A 19,016-nucleotide genomic window follows, 5' to 3' on the forward strand; every position below is an offset into this window, starting at 1 on the left:
GAGGCTCCCGTGCCCATCGACGTCGACAAAGCGCTCAACGCCCCGCCGCGCACGCAACAGCTCGCCTGGACCACCCGGGACGTGCTGCTGTACCACCTTTCCCTCGGCTCCGGCACCGAACTCCGGTACAGCTACGAAGGGGACCTGGAAGTCCTCCCGACCTTCGCTCTCGTTGCCGGACAAGGCATTTCCACCGGAGACCGCCCCGCGGAAGGCTTGACGCTGCCCGGCGTCGACGTCGATCTGGCGAGGCTGCTGCACGCCGGACAGGTTGTCACGCTCCACCGCGACCGGCTGCCGACGTCCGGCTCGGCGGAACGAACCACCCGGATCGCGGAAGTCCAGGACAAGGGCAAGGCCGCGGTCATCGTGCTGGCCCACGAGGTCGCGGACGCGGACGGTCCACTGTGGACCTCGAAGATGTCCATCTGGGCACGCGGCGAGGGCGGCTTCGGAGGAGATCCGGGCACAACAGCCGGACCACGCAAGCCGGAAGGCGACCCGACGCATGTGCTCGACGTCGCCACCACGCCCGACCAGGCCCTGCTTTACCGGTTGAACGGCGACCTCAACCCGCTCCACGCAGACCCCGAGTTCGCCGCCGCAGCAGGCTTCGGCGCGCCGATCCTGCACGGTCTCGCGTCCTACGGCCTGGTCGCCAAGGCAATCGTGGATCACTTCCTCGACGGCCGTCCCGCACGGCTCCGCGAACTGGGCGCACGGTTCGCAGGCCCGGTAATCCCCGGCGAGACTCTGCGAATCGCGTTGTGGCAGCAGGAAAACGGCTTCTCCCTAAGCGTGACCTGCCCCGAACGCGACAACGCGGCGGTCCTCACCGATGCCTGGGCCCGCACGACTTCAGGAGGTGCATGATGGGTAATCCGGTCATTGTGGACGCGATCCGGACCCCGTTCGGCAAGCGACGCGGCGCGCTGTCCGGCATCCACGCGGTCGAACTCCTCGGCCACGTGCAGCGCGGAATCCTCGAGCGCACCGGCATCGATCCCGCGCTGGTCACGGATGTCGTAGCCGGATGCGTCACGCAGGCGGGGGAGCAGTCGAACAACGTCGGCCGGTTCGCCTGGCTGCACGCCGGGCTCCCCGAGGAGACCGCGACCACCACGATCGACGCGCAATGCGGCTCCGCGCAACAGGCCGTGCACCTGATCGCCGCGCAGATCGCGGCCGGGCTGGTGGACGTCGGCATGGCGTGCGGCGTCGAGTCGATGAGCCGGGTGCCGCTGCTGAGCAACCTCGGCGACGCGGGCCGTCCGCGTCCGGAGTCCTGGAAGGTCGACCTTCCCGCCCAGTACGAAGCTGCCGACCGGATCGCCGCACGTCGCGGACTCACCCGCGCGGACCTGGACGCGTTCGGCCTCCGCTCGCAGCAACGCGCCCGCCGCGCCTGGGACGAGGGCCGATTCGGCCGTTCGATCCTGCCGGTCCCGGTCGAGGACGGCCAGTTCGACCGCGACCAAGGCCTGCGCGACACCAGCACCGAAGCCCTCGCCGGACTCGCCCCGATCGAGGCCACCGGCCTGCACACCGCAGGCACCGCGTCACAGATCTCAGACGGCGCGTCGGCCGCGCTCCTGGTCGACGCCGACCAGACCTTCGGGCTGCGTCCGCGCGCCAGGCTGGTCGCGCAGACCATCGTCGGCGCCGAGCCGAAGTACCTGCTGGACGGCCCGATCCGCGCTGCCGAACGCGTCCTCGGCAGGGCCGGGATGACCGTCGCGGACATCGATTTGTTCGAGGTCAACGAGGCGTTCGCGGCGGTCCCGCTGTCGTTCGCCCGCACGCTCGGCGTCGACGAGGACCGGCTGAACGTCAACGGTGGCGCCATCGCGATCGGCCATCCGGTCGGGGCGACCGGGATCCGGCTGCTCGCGGAGATCGTCGACGAGTTGGAGCGCCGCGACCGGACGCTCGGCCTGGTGGCGATCTGCGCCGGCGGGGCGCAGGCGACGGCGGCGATCGTGGAGCGGCTCTGAGATGTATCCGCTGAGCGGTTTCGACGGCAAGGTCGCGGTGGTGACCGGCGCGGGCCGGATGCGGTCGATCGGCCGGGCGATCGCGGTCGAACTGGCGAAGGCCGGGTGCGCGGTCGCGGTGACCGGCAGCGGCCGTCCGCGCGAGAAGTTCCCGCCGGAAGAACAGGCGGCGGGCTGGCGGGACATCCAGTCCGTGGCCGACGAGATCCGCCAGTCCGGCGGCGAGGCCCTGCCGGCGGTGAGCGACGTCGCCGACCCGGCGCAGGTCGACCAGCTGCTGGCGACCGTCCTCGACACTTTCGGCCGCGTGGACATCGTCGTCAACAACGCCGCGGCCGCGCGCGGACCCGATCGCCTGCCGGTGCTGGACCTCGACGTCGAGACCTGGGACCGGGTCCTCGCGGTGAACCTGCGCGGGCCGTTCCTGATGACCCGCGCGTTCGGCAGGCGGCTGGTCGAGCAGGGCGACGGCGGGGTGTTCGTGAACATCTCCTCGATCGGCGGGAAGCTGTCCGGCGCCGGATCGGCCGCCTACTCCGCGTCGAAAGCCGCGCTGCAGTCGCTGACCTCTTCGACGGCCAAAGAGCTGGGCGGGCACGGGATCCGGGTGAACGCGCTGTGCCCCGGCGTCGTCGGCACGAGCCGGTTGGACGACGTGGACCCGGCATCGTGGGCCGAGTACGTTCGCGCGCAGGTGCCGTTGCGGCGGGTCGGCGAGCCCGCAGACATCGCGGCGGCCGCGGTGTTCCTGGCCAGCGCCGAGGCGGGCTGGGTCACCGGGCAGTGCTGGAACGTCGACGGCGGGCAGCTGACAATCCGATGAGCATTACGGGAGGCGACCGATGACCGATCGGGACGACATCATCGCGCGGCTGACCGCGCCGGGCGCGGAGTTCGAGATCCGGCCGGAACCGGTCGCGGGCCGCCCGGCGAAGGTGTTCGCGCGGCGGCATCGGTGCCTGACCGAATTGCTGGAGGCCTCGCGCGAGTTCGGCGACCGGGAGTATCTGGTCACTGTGGACAGTCGGCTCACGTTTTCCCAGCACTACGAACAAGTTGCCGCGCTGGCCGCGGTGCTGCGGACGGAGTACGGCGTCGGACGCGGGGACCGGGTCGCGTTGTGCGCGGCGAACTGTCCAGAGTGGATTGTCGGCTTCTGGGCCGCGGTGTCGCTCGGCGCGGTCGCGGTCGGGATGAACTCGATGTGGGCCGCGCCGGAGGTCGCGCACGGCCTCGACCTGACCACGCCGAAGGCCGTGCTGACCGACTCGGCGCGAAAACCGCTGGTCGCGGGCCGGTATCCGGTGCTGGAGTTCGGCAGCCGCGAGTATCGGGAACTCCTCGACCGCCACCAAGGCGCTCCGCTGAAGCCGGAGCCGGTCGACGAGGACGACCCGGCCGTCATCCTCTTCACGAGCGGCACTTCCGGTCATCCGAAGGGCGCGACGCACTCGCACCGCAACGTGCTCGCCGCGGTCTGGTTCCACCTGTTCAACGACGCGCTCGCCGCGGAATTCGGCCGTCCGGCACGGGATCGCCGGTTTCTGCTGGCCACGCCGTTGTTCCACATCGCCGCCTTGCACAACCTCGCGATCGTGCGGCTCGCCGTGGGCGACACTGCCGTGTTGCACCAAGGGAAATTCGACATCCACCGGGTGCTGGATCTCGTGCAGGCCGAGCGGGTCACCAACTGGGGCGCGGTCCCGACGATGCTGTCTCGCCTGGTGGAAGCCGACCTGTCCAGCTACGACCTGAGCACGCTCAAGACGGTCTCGGTCAGCAGCGCGCCGTCGACCGCCGAGCTGAAAGACCAGCTGCGGGGCGCGTTGCCAGGCGCGGCCGCCTCGCTGAGCACGAACTACGGCCTGACCGAGTCGTCCACCGCGGCTACCCTCGCGACCCCGGCTGAGCTTCTCGCCGACCCGGACACCGCGGGCCGTCCCGTGCCGAACATGGAAGTGCAGATCCGCGACACCGAAGGCCGTCCGGTCCCGGATGGCACCGACGGCGAGATCCACCTCCGCGGCCCGCAGGTCATGCTCGGCTATTTCAACGATCCGGCAGCGACGGCAGCCGCGTTCACCGAGGACGGCTGGTTCCGGACCGGTGATCTCGGCCAGTTGCGCGACGGTGCGCTGACCGTGCTGAGCCGGCGCAGCGACCTGATCCTGCGCGGGGCGGAGAACATCTACCCGGCCGAGGTGGAGGAACAGCTCGCCGGACACCCCGGCGTCGCCGAGTGCATCGTCGCTGGGCTGCCGGATTCGGACTACGGCCAGATTGTCGCCGCGAAGGTCGTGCTTCGTGTTGAGTCCGAAGTGGACGCTGAGGGCCTTCGTGGTTATCTCGCTGACCGGCTTGCCCGGTACAAGGTTCCGACGGCCTGGTTCCTGACCCGGGATCCGCTGCCGCGCAACGCGACGGGGAAGGTGGTCCGGCGGCTGGTGCGGTGGGAGTAAGGGCCTCGTGAGTGTTTATGCCGGTTAGAACCGGGTTTGCCGCTCACGAGGCCGTCCGCCCACCGGGACTCTCGGTTGCCCGGCCTTCCCCGCGCTCCTACCGTCGCACCAAACGCTTGCTCAAGGAGGGGTGATGACCGGTCTCCGGACGGACTTCGCCGAGTTCACCGGCCAGCAGGCCGAGCCGCCGAGGGTGGCCCGGTATGCGGTGAACGAGGCGATGATCCGCAACTGGGTCGAGGCGGTCGACGACCGCAATCCGGTGTACGTCGACGAGGCCGCGGCGAAGGCGACCGGCCGCCCCGGCGTCATCGCGCCGCCCGCGATGTGCTCGACCTGGATCATGGCCGGGTACCGGCGCTACCGCGAGATCCAGGAGCTGCGCCGCGAGGGCACGGTGGAGGACTTCGCGTACTCCCGGCTGATGAGCGTCCTCGACGCGGCTGGCTACACCTCGGTGGTGGCGACCGACGTCGAGCAGGAGTACGTCCGCGAGATCACCCCGGGCACGCACGTGACCTGCCACTTCACCATCGAAGCCGTCTCGGAGGGAAAACGCACCGCGCTCGGTTACGGCCATTTCGTCACGCTGCGCAAGCACTACGTCGACGAAGCGGGCGAACTGCTGGTCGACGAACGTTTCCGCATCCTCCGGTTCCGCCCGGCCGAACGGAGCGCGTGATGGGAGAGCACACCGCGGTCCCGCGGCTCACGATCACCCAGGACAACCAGTTCTTCTTCGACGCCGCCCGCGAAGGACGGCTCGAGATCCAGCGCTGCACCGATTGCGGCGCTCTCCGGCACCCGCCGGGACCAGCGTGTCCGGTGTGCCGGAGCTTCGCGTGGGACACGGTCGTCGCCAGCGGGCGCGCGATATTGCACAGCTGGACAGTGCTGTATCACCCGAAGGATCCCGCGTTCGACTACCCGCTCGCCGTCGGCCTCGCCGATCTGGAAGAGGGCATCCGGCTGGTCGCGGACCTTGCGGGGGTGGACCACGACCGGCTCGAAGTCGGTTTGCCTTTGCAGGTCGGCTTCAGCGAGCACGCGCACGGCGAAATCCTCCCGCAGCTGCGGCCGCGAGACCCGAAGGAGCACACCCGATGACCCTGGCTCTCGGAGACCGTCTGCCGGAGCTGGCGATCCCGTTCGACCGCACCACGATCGTCGCGACCGCGATCGCGTCGCAGGATTTCGAGGACGTACACCACGACCCGGGCAAGGCGCGGGACCGCGGAATGCCGGACATCTTCATCAGCATCAACGCCACCAACGGGTTCATCGACCGCTACGTCACCGACGTCTGCGGCCCGGGGACCCGGATCCGCAAAGTCTCGCTGCGGCTCGGATTACCGCTGTTTCCCGGTGACACGCTGACATTCGCGAGCGAAGTCATCGAAGTGACCGAGGACGCGGTGACGATCAAGGTCACCGGAAGTCATGACCGTGGTGTGCACGTGACGGCTCGAGTGACGGTGTCGGCATGAGTGCGGCTTGCGAGCGAATCGTTGCGGTTCATGCCGATACCTCCCGATTGACCGGCGTGCAACTCGTTGCGGAGGTGGCGGCATGAGCGGGTTCGCGCGGCAGGCCGCGATCGCCGGGATCGGCGCGACCGAGTTCAGCAAGAATTCCGGCCGCAGCGAATGGCAACTCGCCTGTGAATGCGTCCTCGCCGCCCTCGCCGACGCGCAGATCCCCGTCGAGGAAGTCGACGGATTCGCGTTGTTCACCATGGAAACCAACCCGGAGATCGCGGTCGCCCGGGCATTGGGGATTCCGCAGTTGAAGTTCTTCAGCCGCATCCCGCACGGCGGCGGCGGGGCGTGCGCGCCGGTGCAGCAGGCGGCGCTCGCGGTCAGCTCCGGCGTGGCGGACGTCGTCGTGGTGTACCGGGCATTCAACGAGCGTTCCGGCCACCGCTTCGGAGCCGGACCGCCGCCGTTCGCCTACACCGCGAATACCGATCAGGAATACCGGAACTGGATCAACCCGTACGGCCTGCTCACTCCCGCGCAGCAGGAAGCCTTTCTGGCACGGCGATACATGCACAAATACGGGGCGACGAGCGAAGACTTCGGCCGCGTTTCGGTGCTCTCGCGCAAACACGCGGCGGTGAACCCGCGAGCCTGGTTTCACGGACGTCCGATCACTCTCGAAGACCACCAGTCGTCGAAGATGATCGCCGATCCGTTGCGGCTGCTCGACTGTTGCCAGGAAAGCGACGGCGGCCAAGCGTTGGTCATCGTGAGCGCGGAGCGGGCGCGCGACCTGCCGCATCCGCCCGCGGTGATTGCCGGAGCAGCGCAAGGCGTTGGGCCGCAACAGATTTCGATGAGCAGCTACTACCGGGAAGACATCGACGAAATGCCCGAGGTGCAGCTGGTCGCCGAACAGTTGTGGGCGCAAGCGGGCGTGGGTCCGGAAGGCATCGACGCCGCGATTCTGTACGATGCTTTCACGCCGATGGTGTTGCTGCAGCTGGAAGAATACGGATTCTGCGGCCGTGGCGAAGCGAAGGACTTCATCGCCAGCGGTGCGCTCGAACTCGACGGACGGCTGCCGGTCAACACCCACGGCGGTCAGCTGGGGGAGGGCTACATCCACGGGGTCAACGGGATCGCCGAGGGCGTCCGGCTGATTCGCGGCAGCTCGGTGAACCAGCCCGCGAAAGCGCTGGAGCACGTGCTTGTCACCGGCGGGTCTCCGGTACCGCATTCCGCGCTCGTGCTCGCGGCGGACCGCTGATGGAGACCTTCGCGGAAGTCGTCCGGTCCCGGCGCGGGGACGCGCACGAGGGGCTGCGGTTCGAGGGCCGAAGCTGGACGTGGGACGGAATCGTCCACGAGGCCGCGGTGCGGGCGTCCCTGCTGCGCACCTTCGAGCCGGGACCCGGCCGGACGCAGCGGCACGTCGGGGTGCTGCTGCAGAACCTGCCGGATTTCGTGTTCTGGATCCTCGCCGCCGCGGTGACCGGCGACGTCCTGGTCGGCATCAACTCCACCCGGCGCGGCGCGGAGCTGGCGGCGGACATCAGCCACACGCACGTCGACCTCCTGCTCACCGAACCGTTGTACGCCGAAGAGATCGCGAGCCTTGAGCTGCCGACCGTCCGCCGTGTCCTCGACGTGGAATCGGCGGAGTACCAGGACCTTCTCGCCGCGCACGCGGGCGCGGACCTGCCTCCGCACCTCCCGGACCCGGCGGCGATCTTCCTGCTGCTGTTCAGTTCCGGCTCGACCGGCACGCCCAAGGCGGTGATCTGCAGCAACGGCCGCCTCGGCCGGTTGACCGACGCGCTGGCCGAACGCGTCTCGCTGCACCGCGATTCGGTCACCTACCTGTGCCTGCCGATGTTCCACGGCCACGCGATCATGATGAACCTCGCCGCCGCGGCGAAGGTCGGCGCGACGATCGTGCTGGTGCGGAAGTTCTCCGCGTCGCAGTTCATCCCGGACCTCCGCGCGCACGGCGTGACCTACTTCAACTACGTCGGCCGGGTGCTCAGCTACGTCGTCGCGCAGCCGGAGCAGCCGACCGACGCCGACAACCGGCTGGAAGTCGCCTTCGGTTCGGAAGCCGCACCGGGCGAATCCGCCGAATTCCGCCGTCGATTCGGCTGCGAAGTGCGGGAAGGCTACGGTTCCAGCGAGGGCGGACTCCGCATCGTGCCGGAACCGGACGCGCCGCCGAACGCACTGGGCCGCCCCGCGCCCGGAATGCGCGCGGAAATCCGCGATCAGGACAACCGGGAATGCCCGCTCGCGGAATTCGACGAGAACGGCCTGCTGCTGAACGCAGAGGAGGCGACCGGCGAGATCGTCGCGGTGGGGCGCGGGAAAACATTCGAGGGCTACTACGACAACCCCGCCGCGATGGCCGAACGGCTCAAATTCGGCGGCGAGGACTTCTGGACCGGCGACCTCGGCTACCGCGACCGCGACGGCTACCTGTACTTCGCCGGCCGGGCCGCGGACTGGCTTCGCGTGGACGGCGAGAACTTCGGCACCGCCCCGGTCGAGCGGATTCTGGGCCGCTACCCGGCGTTCGCAGTGGCGCACTGCTACGGCGTGCCCGATCCGAAGACCGGAGACCTGCTGATGGCGTCCGTCATCCTCGCCGAGGATGCCGCGTTCGATCCAGTCGACTTCGACGAATTCCTTGCTGCACAACCAGATCTTGGTACGAAATGGCGACCGACGTTCGTCCGGATCCTCGACGAGGCTCCGGTCACCGGCAGCGGCAAGGTCGACAAAGCGCCGTTGCGCGCGCAGGGCTGGGAGGACGACCGAGTCTGGTACGCGCCGCGCCGGACCAGCCCGTACCGGCTGCTCACTCCGGAGGACCGGCACAAGCTGCGAGCGGAATTCGTCGCACACGGCCGGGAAAACTCGCTTCCCGCGGCGTCCCGGCGCTGACTACTGAGGCGGCAGGCCCCGGGACACGGCGGCGAACACCTCGCGCAGCGTCGCCGGCACCGTCTTCTCGAGGCTGTCGTCCAGGAACCGGTTCAGCACAGTCGTCATCGCCGCGATCGCGACGTCGGACACCAATTGCGGATACAGCTCGCCGACCCGCGTGCCGGTGCGCGCGGCGATCGCCTTGACCAGCTCGCCGGTCTGCACTTTTGCCAGCGCGGTCCGCATCTCCGGCGTCGCGCTCCACGCCTGCACCGCGCTGAGCTGGTCGGATGCTGGCTGCCCATAAGGCACTCCGTCGGCGCGCAACGGTTCGATGAGCGCTTCGGCGAGCGCGGTCCACAGCGGCTCGTCCGCCGGACGCGCCCGCAGCAGCTCGGCGCTGAGCCGGATCCGGTGCTCCTGCCGGTAGGCGACCGCGTCGTATTTCGTGGCGAAGTAGTTGCTGAACGTCCGCAGCGACACCCCGGCGCGCTCCGCGATGTCCTCGCGGACAACGTTGTCTGGACCTCTCTCGTACATGAGCGCCACGGCGGCGTCGCTCAGCGCTTTGCGCGTGTCGAGCTTCTTGCGTTCTCGCAAGCCGAGCGGTCGTTGGTCAGCCATGCCGACCACGGTATCCAATCGGGCGCCGCATTCGCCGGGCCGACCGGTTTTGTTATGGACGAGCGCCGCGCAGGAACTGTTCGACGGCGGTGTCCACGAGCCCGTCGAGCAATTCCGGCGGAACGAGGTTGCCGTTGCCGATGGTCGCGATTCCTTGCAGCGTCGCGAACAGCACGACTCCGATCCGCTGCGGCGGGCCGTCCTGCAGCGCGCCCTGCTCCTGGCCCTCGACGATGAGGTCGTTCATCAGGCGGAACGGCGCTTCGGCGGCTTGCACGATCCGGGACGCGCCGGGGCGGTGCTTGCTGGTGTACATCAGTTCCAGCAGCGCCGAATTCTCGGTGGCGAAGCGGGTGTACGCCGTCGCCGCCGCGTGCACGCGACCCGGAAAGTCGTCCGCGGTCTTCAACGCCGTGCGCAACGCGCTGTCCAGGCGGGCGAATCCGGCTTCGGCGAGAGCGTCGAGCAACGCCTGTCGATCCGGGAAATGCCGGCGCGGCGCGGCGTGGCTGACGCCGATCTCCCGGGCGAGGTCGCGCAGCGACAGCTGATCGGCCCCGTGCGCGCGCAACCCGCGTTCGGCCGCGTCGAGCAAGGCGGTGCGGAGGCTGCCGTGGTGGTAGGGGCGGTCGTCGGACTGGTCGGGCACCCGGTCAGTCTAGCAGCATGTTTCCGTTGACAACATTGTTGCCGGTGCCTACTTTGGGGACATGGACCTTCTCCCGGAAAACCAGACCGGCCGCACCGCCGTGATCACCGGTGCCAACAGCGGATTAGGCCGCGCGACAGCCGCGGCGCTGGCAGCCAAGGGCGCGCGGGTGGTGCTCGCGGTGCGGAACCTGCGCAGCGGTCGCGAGGCCGCGGCCGAACTGTCCGGCGACGTCGAAGTCCGGCAGCTCGACCTCGCCGACCTGGAGTCGGTCCGCGCGTTCGCCGCGGAGTTCACCGAGCCGATCGACCTGCTGATCAACAACGCGGGCATCATGATCCCGCCGCTGTCGCGCACGAAGGACGGCTTCGAATCGCAGTTCGGGACCAATCATCTCGGCCATTTCGCGCTCACGAACCTGCTTTTGCCGCGGATCCGGGGCCGGGTGGTGACGGTTTCGTCGAACGGGCACCGGGTCGGTTCGATCGATTTCGCCGACCTGAACTGGGAACGCAAGCGGTACCGGGCGGCGGCGGCTTACGGGCAGTCGAAACTCGCGAACCTGCTGTTCACCGCGGAACTCCAGCGGCGGCTGACTGAGGTCGGTTCTCCGGTGCTGGCGACTGCGGCGCACCCCGGGACTGCGGCGACGAACCTGCTGAAGGTCGAGACGCCGGTGCTGTCGTCGCTGGCGAAAGCCGGTACTCGCCTGGTGGCGCAAACCTCGGAGGAGGGCGCGCGGCCGACGCTTTATGCCGCGCTGGCGGACCTTCCCGGCAACAGCTACGCGGGCCCGCGCGGCTTCCTGCAGAATCGGGGTGCGCCGAAACTCGTTGGCCGGTCAGCGAAAGCGTGGGACGAGGAGGTTGCTCGTCGCTTGTGGACGGTCTCCGAGGAGCTGACCGGGGTGCGTTTTCCGTTGACTGTTTCGGCGTGAGTTCTATTTCGGCAGTGCGCCGGTGTCCGCTGCCGCGGCTCCGGTTTCGGTCAGGAACGCGGTCAGTTCCTTGGCCAGCAGTTCCGGCTGATCCTCCGGAATCAGCGTGCCGCTGTCGGAGATCTCGACCAACCGGCCGTCCGGGAAAAGCTCGGCGAGCCGCCGCCCGTGGCCGGCGGGCATCATCCGGTCCTTGCCCGCCCATACGACGAGGACCGGCCGGTCGAACGTCCGCAGCCGCTGCGTCCATTCGAGCAGTTCGCGCCGCGGCGGGGTTCCGGTGGTGAATTTGACCATGTCCCGGCGGATTGCCTTGTCTCGCAACGCCGGTGAGAACCAGCCGTCGAGAATATCGTCCGGAATGCGGCTTTCGCACATTCCTCCGTACGCCGCTTTGGCGTGCCGGTAGAACGACGTCCGCGTGGCTTGGGCTTGCAGCCACGGCCCGCCGGGGAGCCGGAGCAGCTTGACGGCCGGGCGCGCGGGCTTGGGCGGGAAGTTGTCGAACGCCTCACAGGCGACCAGCGCGAGCCGTCCCACCCGGGCGACGTGTTCGGCCGGCGCCATCCCGTCGGCGACGAGGAATTGGCCGCCGCCCCAGTCGTTGAGCACGATGGTCGCGTCGTGGAGGTCGAGTGCGGCGAGGAATTCGCCGAGCAGCCGGGCGACGCCGAACTGAGTCAGGTCCGCGTCGGGCCGCATCGGGACCTGGTGGGCGCCGAGCGGCAACGTGGGCAGGACGCAGCGGTAACCGCTCAACAGCGGGACGACCTTGCGCCATTGCGTGCCGGACATCGGAAACCCGTGCCCGAACACCAGTGCCGGACCGGGGCCGCCGGTGTCGGTGTACTCGATCGGCCCGGCGGACAGCTCCACGCGCGGCATCGGACCTCCCTCGAGTCTCGCGACTAGAGTGATCGCTCTAATCGCGAGACTAGGCCGGTCCGGGGCCGCCGGTCAACCCGACGGCTCGTCGAGACGAATGCGCGCCGAACCCGGCAGGGATCACTTCCCGATGAAGACCACGCGGTTTCCGTCCGGATCGGTGAGCGGCAGGATGCGTGCGCCGCCCCCGGGCTGCGGCCCGTCGTGGGCGGCCCCGGCTTTCGTCGCGTGGGCCGCGGCCGCGTCGAGATCCGTCTCCTCGAGGACGACCGTCGACCGCCCGGCCCGGTCGGGTTCGGACCACACCTGCAGCCCGAAGGTGTCGCCGAGATGCCACTCGAGCAGGCCGGGCATCGGGCGGGCGTCCGGACCGCGGTCTAACAGGGCGGTGTACCAGTCCTCGGCCCGCGCGAGGTCGGAGACGGTGCACTGGGCGAGCACTCGGCTGATCATGGCTGGTCCTCCCGTAGTGATTTTGATTTGCAAGCACTTTCAGGAGACCACAAGTGCTGGCAAGATGCAAGCACTCGGGGTGCCCGGCAGCGGGCGGACGCCGGATATCCACTCCGATGAACGAATCAGGCGAATTGCTCCCGCTGCGCCAAAGAACGGTTTCCTTCCCCGTACGGAAATCTGCGCCGTGGTCCGGCGAGAGCGTTCATCTTGTGTTTCTCCGGCGGTTTTCCCACGTCTTTGTGCGCGGCCTGGAATACGCCGGTCGCCGTGTCGGCGGCAGAGACGAGGAGGACACCCGTGTCGAGAATTCGTTGGCGTGCCGCCATGGCGATGGCGGCGGCCGGTGCCGTCGCGGCGGCAGTGCCCGCGCTGGCCGCGCCGGTGCGCACCGAACACGTGCTGCTGCTTTCGGTCGACGGTCTCCACCAATCGGACCTGGAGTGGTACACGCGCACCCATCCGGGGTCCGCGCTGGCCGCGCTCACGGCGCACGGCACCGAATACACGCACGCGAACACGCCGGTTCCGTCGGATTCGTTCCCCGGCATGGTCGCCCAGGTGACCGGCGGCAACCCGGCGACCACCGGGATCTACTACGACGCCACCTACAACCGGGCTTTGCTCCCGGCGGGCACGACGTCCTGCGCTGGCGCGAAGCCCGGATCCACAGTGGACTACACCGAGGATCTCGACCGGAACAAGGACGCCATCGACGCCGGACAGGGCCTGCCGAACTTGCCCGACGGCGTCCTCTCCATGACCGGAAACCCGGGCTCGCTGATCAACCCGGCCGCGCTGCCCGTCGACCCGAAGACGTGCAAACCTGTTTATCCGCACCAGTATCTGCGGGTGAACACCGTGTTCGAGGTCGCCCGGCAGGCTGGATTGCGCACCGCGTGGTCGGACAAGCACCCAGCGTACGAAATGCTCAGCGGGCCGTCCGGTACTGGCATCGAAGACCTCTTCACGCCGGAGATCAACAGCAAGGCCCCCAGTTCCGGCGACTGGACGAAGGACAACGCCGCGACCCAGCGTTATGACGGCTACAAGGCCAAAGCCGTCCTGAACGAGATCGACGGCTTCGACCACAGTGGACAGACCCGCGCGGGTACGCCCGGGGTGTTCGGCATGAACTTCCAGTCCGTCTCGACCGCGCAAAAGCTCCCGCTCTCCGGCGGCCAGCCCGGCGGCTACCGCGCCGACGGCACGCCCGGTCCGGTGCTGCAGTCCGCTTTGGACTTCGTGGACCGGCAGGTAGGCGCGTTCACCGCCGAACTGCGGAAACAACACCTCGACCGCTCGACCGCCGTGGTCCTCTCCGCGAAACACGGCCAGTCGCCGATCGACCCGTCCGCGCTGACCCGCATCGACGACGCCCCGCTGCTCACCGGCCTGAACACCGCTTGGCGGGCCGCGCACCCCGGCGCGCCCGACCTGGTCGCTCAGTCCACCGACGACGACGCGATGCTGCTGTGGTTCACCGACCACTCGCCGTCGGCCGCCGCGTTCGCCCGGCAGTACTTGCTGGCCCAGTCCGGTACCGGAAACGGCAGCACCGGTGCGCCGAAACCGTTTACGCACGCAGGCTTGACGGCGGCCTACGCCGGAGCGGACGCTGCCCGCTACTTCCATGTGCGCCCCGGCGACCCGCGGGTGCCGGACCTGATCGGCGTTGCCCAGCATGGCGTCGTGTACACCGGCGGGCACTCGAAAATCGCCGAACACGGCGGCGCGGCTTCAGACGACCGCGCGGTTCCGCTGGTGGTCAGCGGCGGACGCGGGGTGCGGATCCCGGCGACGGTCGAGACGACACAGATCGCGCCGACGATCCTCCGGCTGCTGAACCTGGATCCGCGTGCGCTGGAGGCGGTGCGGGAAGAGGGGACGGCTCCGCTGCCCGGCCTCGGCCGCGACTGACCGCAACCTCGGCCCGGTTCTTTGCGAGGACCGGGCCGAGGTCGGCTTCGGGTGAGGGGGATGCGCCGGAAAGTCTGGCCAGTTGGGGGAGCGATGGCGTTCGGCGGGGGCTATTGGGGGCGTTGGATTCCGAAGCTCGGCTAGTTCGGTGCTGGGCCTGGGGAGCAGGCGCTCGGTGAGACCGGTTAGGCGGCTGGTTCTGCTGGAAGGTCTGGCTGGTGGGAGGAACTGCTCACCGGTCGCGGCGGCGTTGGGCAGAGACGGTAGGCGAGTGCCGGATTCCGCCACAGGCCCGAGTTTGGCCAGATAGGTGCTGAGCGGAGCGGGGATCAGTCAGGCGGCTGGTTCTGCTCGAAGGCCGGGCCGCTTCAAGGAGCAGTTCGCCCGGAGCGCGTCGCGACGGCGTTGGGCCGGGGATTCCGCCAAGTGCCGGGCCAAGTCGGCGCTGGGGCTGGCGCGGCAGAGTTTGGCGGAATTCGCCCGTGCGCAGCAGGAGATTCACGGGATCAGCGGGCCGCGCGGACGGGACAGCCCTCGCGACGGAACCGGTCCTCGTCGGCGCAGGAAGCCCGCAACTCGCCCGCCGTCCCGTCCAGCGGGAACCGAGTCAACCCTGCTCACTGGCCTATTATGAGCAAAAGCTCACCCCGGCGGAGGAGGTCAGCAATGCCCGGAAAGCGCCTGCAGCCGCGCAAGGAACCCCAGCAGGTGCGCGGCGAGTTGACCCGCCAGCGGATCCTCACGGCCGCCGCGCGGGTGTTCGCTGAGATGGGTTATGCCGCGGGCACTACGAACCGCATCGCGGAGCGGGCTCGGGTGTCGATCGGGTCGCTGTATCAGTACTACCCGAACAAAGATGCCATCCTCGTCGCGCTGGCAGCTCGGCATCTCGATACCCGCGCGGAAAGCCCGCGCCGCCACCGGGAAACCGCTGGGCCGCCGGAGACGCTGGACGGTGCGCTCCGCGAACTCGTGCACGTGGCGATCCAGAACCATCTCGACGATCCGCAGTTGCTGCGCGTGATGGCCGAGCAGGCCCCGCGCGCCCCCGAACTGCTGGAGCAGGTCGCCCGGTACGAGGAGGAGCGGATCGCCGAGGTGCGCGGTCTGCTCGAGCGGTATCCGGAAACCAGTGTGTCCAATGTGGACATGGCGGCACGGATCGTGGTGAATGCCGTGGAACTGCTCGTGCACAAGCTGATCGCCGGGCCGGAGCCGCTCGATCTGCCCGCGTTCGAGGACGAGCTGGTGACCCTGCTGACCCGGTACGCGACGGCTGGCTCCGAGCGGAGCAGCGGGTTGCGCCGTTGAGTCGGCGGACACCGGGACGTCGGTTGTCAAGTGGCGGACATCACTGCGGGCGTCGTGATCGATCAGGCGATCGATTCCGCGAGCACGGCCGAGGCGGAGCGGCGGACGGCGGAGGAGGAAACCGGCGGGAGCGGTTCAGGCGGGTAGTCGGCGGTTTCCCGGCTCGGCCGCACCCGGGAGTCGCCGCGGTGCGGGGGCTCGGCTCTTCCCGGCCGTTGAGACAGCCCGGGGCTATGACCGTGATCTCGTCGCGGTTGCCGCCGAAAAAGGGCCTCCGGTTGGCTGCCGCGGGCCCGGCGGCATGGGAGTATCCAGCGCATCTGTACCTGAAGCGGGCGAAGTCGGACCAGGTGGCGACCCAAAACGCCGTCAGGCCCGGCCGGCGGATCTTCCGCGAACGAGCGGGAAGGAGACAGCATGCTGATCGGGGTGCTCAAGGAGGCACAACCGGGGGAGACGCGCGTCGCGGCGACTCCGGAAACGGTGGGCAAGCTGCGCGGGCTGGGTTATGACGTGGCGGTGGAGCCGGGCGCTGGTTTGGCGTCGGGGTTCTTTGACCAGGCGTACGCGGACGCGGGAGCGACGTCCGGGCCGGTTGCCGAGGCGGACGTCGTGTTCGGGGTGAACGCGCCCTCGTCCGGGCAGTTGGACGCGGTGAAGTCGGGCGCGACAGTGGTGAGCTTGCTGGCTCCGGCGTTGAAGCCGGAGCTGGTGGAGGATTTGGCGAAGCGGCCGATCACGGCGTTGGCGATGGACGCGGTGCCGCGGATCTCGCGGGCGCAGTCGCTGGACGTGCTGTCGTCGATGGCGAACATCGCCGGGTACCGGGCGGTGGTGGAGGCCGCGCATGCGTTCGGGCGGTTCTTCACCGGTCAGGTGACCGCGGCGGGCAAGGTCAACCCGGCCAAGGTGCTCGTGGTCGGCGCGGGTGTCGCGGGGCTGGCGGCGATCGGCGCGGCCGGGAGCCTCGGTGCGATCGTGCGGGCGACGGACCCGCGGCCGGAAGTCGCGGATCAGGTGAAGAGTCTCGGCGGTGAGTATTTGTCCATCGAGGACCCGAGCGCCGAGGTGTCGGCGACGGGTTATGCCAAGGAGATGGGCGAGGACTACAAGGCGCGCGAGCGGGAGCTGTACGCGTCGCAGTGTCGCGAGGTGGACATCATCGTGACGACGGCGTTGATCCCGGGCCGTCCGGCGCCGCGGATCATCACCGGCGAGATGGTGGCGTCGATGAAGGCCGGTTCGGTGATCGTGGACATGGCCGCGGCGAACGGCGGCAACGTCGAGGGCTCGGTCGCGGGCGAGAAGATCGTCACCGACAACGGCGTCACGATTCTCGGCTACACCGACCTCGCGGGCCGTCTCCCGGCACAGGCATCGCAGCTCTACGGCACCAACCTGGTCAACTTGATGAAGCTGATGACGCCGGAGAAAGACGGCCGGTTGGTGGTCGATTTCGACGATGTGGTGGTCCGGTCGATCACGGTCGTGAAAAACGGCGAACTGACGTGGCCGCCCCCGCCGGTTCAGGTCTCCGCCGCGCCGCAGAAACCCGCGGCAGCGCCGGTGAAGGAGCCGGAGAAGCAGCCGATGTCCTCGGGGCGTCGGCTGGGAGTGGTGTTGGGGATCGCGGCGGTGGTGCTGGTGCTGGCGGCGTTGGCTCCGGCGGCGTTGTTGCCGCATCTGACGGTGTTCGCGCTGGCGATCGTGATCGGCTATTACGTGATCGGGCACGTGCATCACGCGTTGCACACGCCGTTGATGTCGGTGACGAACGCGATTTCCGGGATCATCGTCGTGGGCGCCCTGCTGAATCTGGTCAGCGGGAACACGGTGGTCGTGGTGCTGGCTGGGGTGGCGACCTTGCTGGCGACGATCAACATTTTCGGCGGGTTCGCGGTGACGCGCCGGATGCTCGCCATGTTCTCCCGCAGCTGACCCGGAAGGCCTCTTGTTCTGATGACTGTGCACACTGCGAGCCAGGCCGCCTACATCGTGGCCGGGCTGTTGTTCATTCTCGCCCTCGCCGGGCTGTCCCGGCACGAAACGGCGCGGGTCGGGAACTATTTCGGGATGGCCGGGATGGTCGTCGCGTTGATCGCGACGATCGCCCAAGCGGTGACCGGGGAGATCACCGGGACGTCGATCGCGTTGATGATCGTCGCGATGGCCGTCGGCGCGGGGATCGGGTTGCGGCGGGCGGCGGTGGTCGAGATGACCGGGATGCCCGAGCTGATCGCCCTGCTGCATTCGTTCGTCGGTCTCGCCGCCGTGTTGGTGGGCTGGAACGGCTACCTCCAGGTCGAATGCGACCCCGCCGGGCCCGAATCCCGCCACCTCGAAACGTTGGGCACGTTGGGGATCCACCACGCCGAGGTGTTCATCGGCGTGTTCATCGGGGCGGTGACGTTCACCGGGTCGATCGTGGCGAACCTGAAACTCTCGGCGCGGATGAAGTCCGCGCCGTTGATGCTGCCCGGCAAGAACTTCCTGAACTTGGGTGCGCTGGTGCTGTTCGTGGCGTTCACCGCCTGGTTCGTGGCGAGTCCGCACCTGTGGCTGCTGATCGTCGTCACCGTCCTCGCCCTCGCGCTCGGCTGGCATCTCGTGGCGTCGATCGGCGGCGGGGACATGCCGGTGGTCGTGTCCATGCTGAACAGCTACAGCGGGTGGGCCGCGGCGGCCTCGGGGTTCCTGCTGGAGAACGACCTTTTGATCATCACCGGCGCTTTGGTGGGCTCCTCGGGTGCGTATCTGTCTTACATCATGTGCAAGGCGATGAACCGGTCGTTCATCTCCGTCATCGCGGGCGGTTTCGGGATCGAGGCGGGGCCGAGCGGGGACAAGGATTACGGCGAGCACCGGGAAATCACCGCGGAAGGCGCGGCGGAACTGCTCACCGGAGCATCCCGGGTGATCATCACCCCGGGCTACGGGATGGCGGTCGCGCAAGCCCAGTACGGGGTCGCGGAGCTGACCCGGAAACTGCGGGACAAGGGCATCGAGGTCCGCTTCGGCATCCACCCCGTCGCCGGACGCCTGCCCGGGCACATGAACGTCCTCCTCGCCGAAGCCAAGGTCCCCTATGACATCGTGCTGGAACTGGACGAGATCAACGACGACTTCGCCGACACCGACGTCGTTTTGGTGATCGGCGCGAACGACACGGTGAACCCGGCCGCGGCCGAGGACCCGGGCAGCCCGATCGCGGGCATGCCGGTACTGACCGTGTGGGAAGCCGAGAACGTCATCGTGTTCAAACGCTCCATGGCCTCCGGGTACGCGGGCGTGCAGAACCCGCTGTTCTTCCGCGACAACTCCGCGATGCTCTTCGGCGACGCCAAAGACCGCGTCAACGACATCCTCTCCGCGCTGTGAACCAGG

General features: G+C 68.8%; 18 protein-coding genes. 14 read left to right on the forward strand and 4 right to left on the reverse strand.

The window, feature by feature from the left end; translation table 11 throughout:
• The first annotated feature begins 9 nt into the window (after positions 1 to 9).
• The 9 genes from D0D37_RS16210 (at position 10) to D0D37_RS16250 (ending at position 8,871) form a co-directional block, all read left to right on the forward strand.
• Positions 10 to 873, forward strand: a complete 864-nt coding sequence (locus D0D37_RS16210) for a MaoC/PaaZ C-terminal domain-containing protein (protein WP_116201378.1) — start codon at positions 10 to 12, stop codon at positions 871 to 873.
• The gene (locus D0D37_RS16215) at positions 873 to 1,994 is read left to right on the forward strand and encodes a steroid 3-ketoacyl-CoA thiolase (protein WP_116201379.1); all 1,122 of its coding nucleotides are present in this window, start codon (positions 873 to 875) and stop codon (positions 1,992 to 1,994) included. Before D0D37_RS16210 ends, D0D37_RS16215 begins: the two co-directional genes overlap by 1 nt.
• A 1-nt stretch (position 1,995) precedes the next feature.
• The gene (locus D0D37_RS16220; RefSeq protein WP_116201380.1) at positions 1,996 to 2,817 is read left to right on the forward strand and encodes an SDR family NAD(P)-dependent oxidoreductase; all 822 of its coding nucleotides are present in this window, start codon (positions 1,996 to 1,998) and stop codon (positions 2,815 to 2,817) included.
• Between the two features lie 19 nt (positions 2,818 to 2,836).
• A complete protein-coding gene (locus D0D37_RS16225) occupies positions 2,837 to 4,453 on the forward strand; it encodes a class I adenylate-forming enzyme family protein (protein ID WP_116201381.1) in 1,617 nt (538 codons plus the stop codon).
• Between the two features lie 133 nt (positions 4,454 to 4,586).
• On the forward strand, positions 4,587 to 5,135 hold the full coding sequence (locus D0D37_RS16230; RefSeq protein WP_116201382.1) for an FAS1-like dehydratase domain-containing protein: 549 nt from the start codon (positions 4,587 to 4,589) through the stop codon (positions 5,133 to 5,135).
• Positions 5,135 to 5,560: a Zn-ribbon domain-containing OB-fold protein gene (locus D0D37_RS16235; RefSeq protein ID WP_116201383.1), complete on the forward strand. Its 426-nt coding sequence runs from the start codon at positions 5,135 to 5,137 to the stop codon at positions 5,558 to 5,560. The genes D0D37_RS16230 and D0D37_RS16235 overlap by 1 nt, the downstream gene beginning before the upstream one ends.
• The gene (locus D0D37_RS16240) at positions 5,557 to 5,940 is read left to right on the forward strand and encodes a hotdog family protein (RefSeq protein WP_116201384.1); all 384 of its coding nucleotides are present in this window, start codon (positions 5,557 to 5,559) and stop codon (positions 5,938 to 5,940) included. The genes D0D37_RS16235 and D0D37_RS16240 overlap by 4 nt, the downstream gene beginning before the upstream one ends.
• 82 nt (positions 5,941 to 6,022) lie before the next feature.
• A complete protein-coding gene (locus tag D0D37_RS16245) occupies positions 6,023 to 7,201 on the forward strand; it encodes a lipid-transfer protein (RefSeq protein ID WP_116201385.1) in 1,179 nt (392 codons plus the stop codon).
• Entirely contained in the window at positions 7,201 to 8,871 is a 1,671-nt protein-coding gene (locus D0D37_RS16250) for an AMP-binding protein (protein WP_116201386.1), read from the forward strand. Before D0D37_RS16245 ends, D0D37_RS16250 begins: the two co-directional genes overlap by 1 nt.
• On the opposite strand, the gene D0D37_RS16255 is transcribed toward D0D37_RS16250, so the two are convergent.
• Positions 8,872 to 9,477, reverse strand: coding sequence for a TetR/AcrR family transcriptional regulator (locus D0D37_RS16255; protein ID WP_162834270.1), 606 nt, complete (start codon positions 9,475 to 9,477; stop codon positions 8,872 to 8,874).
• Between the two features lie 52 nt (positions 9,478 to 9,529).
• The gene (locus D0D37_RS16260; protein WP_116201388.1) at positions 9,530 to 10,126 is read right to left on the reverse strand and encodes a TetR/AcrR family transcriptional regulator; all 597 of its coding nucleotides are present in this window, start codon (positions 10,124 to 10,126) and stop codon (positions 9,530 to 9,532) included.
• A 61-nt stretch (positions 10,127 to 10,187) separates the two neighbouring features.
• Here D0D37_RS16260 and D0D37_RS16265 point away from each other — a divergent pair, with 61 nt between their 5' ends.
• Entirely contained in the window at positions 10,188 to 11,063 is an 876-nt protein-coding gene (locus tag D0D37_RS16265) for an oxidoreductase (protein WP_116201389.1), read from the forward strand.
• A gap of 3 nt (positions 11,064 to 11,066) precedes the next feature.
• Here D0D37_RS16265 and D0D37_RS16270 read toward each other — a convergent pair whose 3' ends face one another.
• Together D0D37_RS16270 and D0D37_RS16275 are read right to left on the reverse strand one after the other, a co-directional pair.
• On the reverse strand, positions 11,067 to 11,948 hold the full coding sequence (locus D0D37_RS16270) for an alpha/beta fold hydrolase (protein ID WP_116201390.1): 882 nt from the start codon (positions 11,946 to 11,948) through the stop codon (positions 11,067 to 11,069).
• 120 nt (positions 11,949 to 12,068) lie between these two features.
• Positions 12,069 to 12,401 carry a VOC family protein gene (locus tag D0D37_RS16275; RefSeq protein WP_116201391.1) on the reverse strand — a complete coding sequence of 111 codons (333 nt, stop codon included), beginning with the start codon at positions 12,399 to 12,401 and terminating at the stop codon, positions 12,069 to 12,071.
• 333 nt (positions 12,402 to 12,734) lie between these two features.
• Between D0D37_RS16275 and D0D37_RS16285 the strand changes: the two genes are divergently transcribed.
• The 4 genes from D0D37_RS16285 to pntB all read left to right on the forward strand — a co-directional run bounded on the left by D0D37_RS16285 (position 12,735) and on the right by pntB (position 19,010).
• Positions 12,735 to 14,321: an alkaline phosphatase family protein gene (locus tag D0D37_RS16285; RefSeq protein WP_116201430.1), complete on the forward strand. Its 1,587-nt coding sequence runs from the start codon at positions 12,735 to 12,737 to the stop codon at positions 14,319 to 14,321.
• 666 nt (positions 14,322 to 14,987) lie between these two features.
• A complete protein-coding gene (locus D0D37_RS16290; protein ID WP_116201393.1) occupies positions 14,988 to 15,632 on the forward strand; it encodes a TetR/AcrR family transcriptional regulator in 645 nt (214 codons plus the stop codon).
• A 417-nt stretch (positions 15,633 to 16,049) separates the two neighbouring features.
• On the forward strand, positions 16,050 to 17,570 hold the full coding sequence (locus D0D37_RS16295; protein ID WP_116201394.1) for a Re/Si-specific NAD(P)(+) transhydrogenase subunit alpha: 1,521 nt from the start codon (positions 16,050 to 16,052) through the stop codon (positions 17,568 to 17,570).
• A gap of 21 nt (positions 17,571 to 17,591) precedes the next feature.
• Positions 17,592 to 19,010, forward strand: a complete 1,419-nt coding sequence (gene pntB, locus D0D37_RS16300) for a Re/Si-specific NAD(P)(+) transhydrogenase subunit beta (protein WP_208719977.1) — start codon at positions 17,592 to 17,594, stop codon at positions 19,008 to 19,010.
• The last annotated feature ends 6 nt before the right edge of the window (positions 19,011 to 19,016 follow it).

The organism is Amycolatopsis circi (genome assembly GCF_003385235.1).
GTDB lineage: Bacteria > Actinomycetota > Actinomycetes > Mycobacteriales > Pseudonocardiaceae > Amycolatopsis > Amycolatopsis circi.

Bases quoted from the DNA above. Each gene is read 5' to 3' on its own strand.
- D0D37_RS16240 (WP_116201384.1), top strand. From the start codon at position 5,557: ATGACCCTGGCTCTCGGAGACCGTCTGCCGGAGCTGGCGATCCCGTTC.
- D0D37_RS16255 (WP_162834270.1), bottom strand. From the start codon at position 9,477: ATGGCTGACCAACGACCGCTCGGCTTGCGAGAACGCAAGAAGCTCGAC.
- D0D37_RS16270 (WP_116201390.1), bottom strand. From the start codon at position 11,948: ATGCCGCGCGTGGAGCTGTCCGCCGGGCCGATCGAGTACACCGACACC.
- pntB (WP_208719977.1), top strand. From the start codon at position 17,592: ATGACTGTGCACACTGCGAGCCAGGCCGCCTACATCGTGGCCGGGCTG.
- D0D37_RS16265 (WP_116201389.1), top strand. From the start codon at position 10,188: ATGGACCTTCTCCCGGAAAACCAGACCGGCCGCACCGCCGTGATCACC.
- D0D37_RS16295 (WP_116201394.1), top strand. From the start codon at position 16,050: ATGCTGATCGGGGTGCTCAAGGAGGCACAACCGGGGGAGACGCGCGTC.
- D0D37_RS16235 (WP_116201383.1), top strand. From the start codon at position 5,135: ATGGGAGAGCACACCGCGGTCCCGCGGCTCACGATCACCCAGGACAAC.
- D0D37_RS16220 (WP_116201380.1), top strand. From the start codon at position 1,996: ATGTATCCGCTGAGCGGTTTCGACGGCAAGGTCGCGGTGGTGACCGGC.
- D0D37_RS16230 (WP_116201382.1), top strand. From the start codon at position 4,587: ATGACCGGTCTCCGGACGGACTTCGCCGAGTTCACCGGCCAGCAGGCC.
- D0D37_RS16290 (WP_116201393.1), top strand. From the start codon at position 14,988: ATGCCCGGAAAGCGCCTGCAGCCGCGCAAGGAACCCCAGCAGGTGCGC.
- D0D37_RS16250 (WP_116201386.1), top strand. From the start codon at position 7,201: ATGGAGACCTTCGCGGAAGTCGTCCGGTCCCGGCGCGGGGACGCGCAC.
- D0D37_RS16245 (WP_116201385.1), top strand. From the start codon at position 6,023: ATGAGCGGGTTCGCGCGGCAGGCCGCGATCGCCGGGATCGGCGCGACC.
- D0D37_RS16275 (WP_116201391.1), bottom strand. From the start codon at position 12,401: ATGATCAGCCGAGTGCTCGCCCAGTGCACCGTCTCCGACCTCGCGCGG.
- D0D37_RS16215 (WP_116201379.1), top strand. From the start codon at position 873: ATGGGTAATCCGGTCATTGTGGACGCGATCCGGACCCCGTTCGGCAAG.
- D0D37_RS16225 (WP_116201381.1), top strand. From the start codon at position 2,837: ATGACCGATCGGGACGACATCATCGCGCGGCTGACCGCGCCGGGCGCG.
- D0D37_RS16285 (WP_116201430.1), top strand. From the start codon at position 12,735: ATGGCGGCGGCCGGTGCCGTCGCGGCGGCAGTGCCCGCGCTGGCCGCG.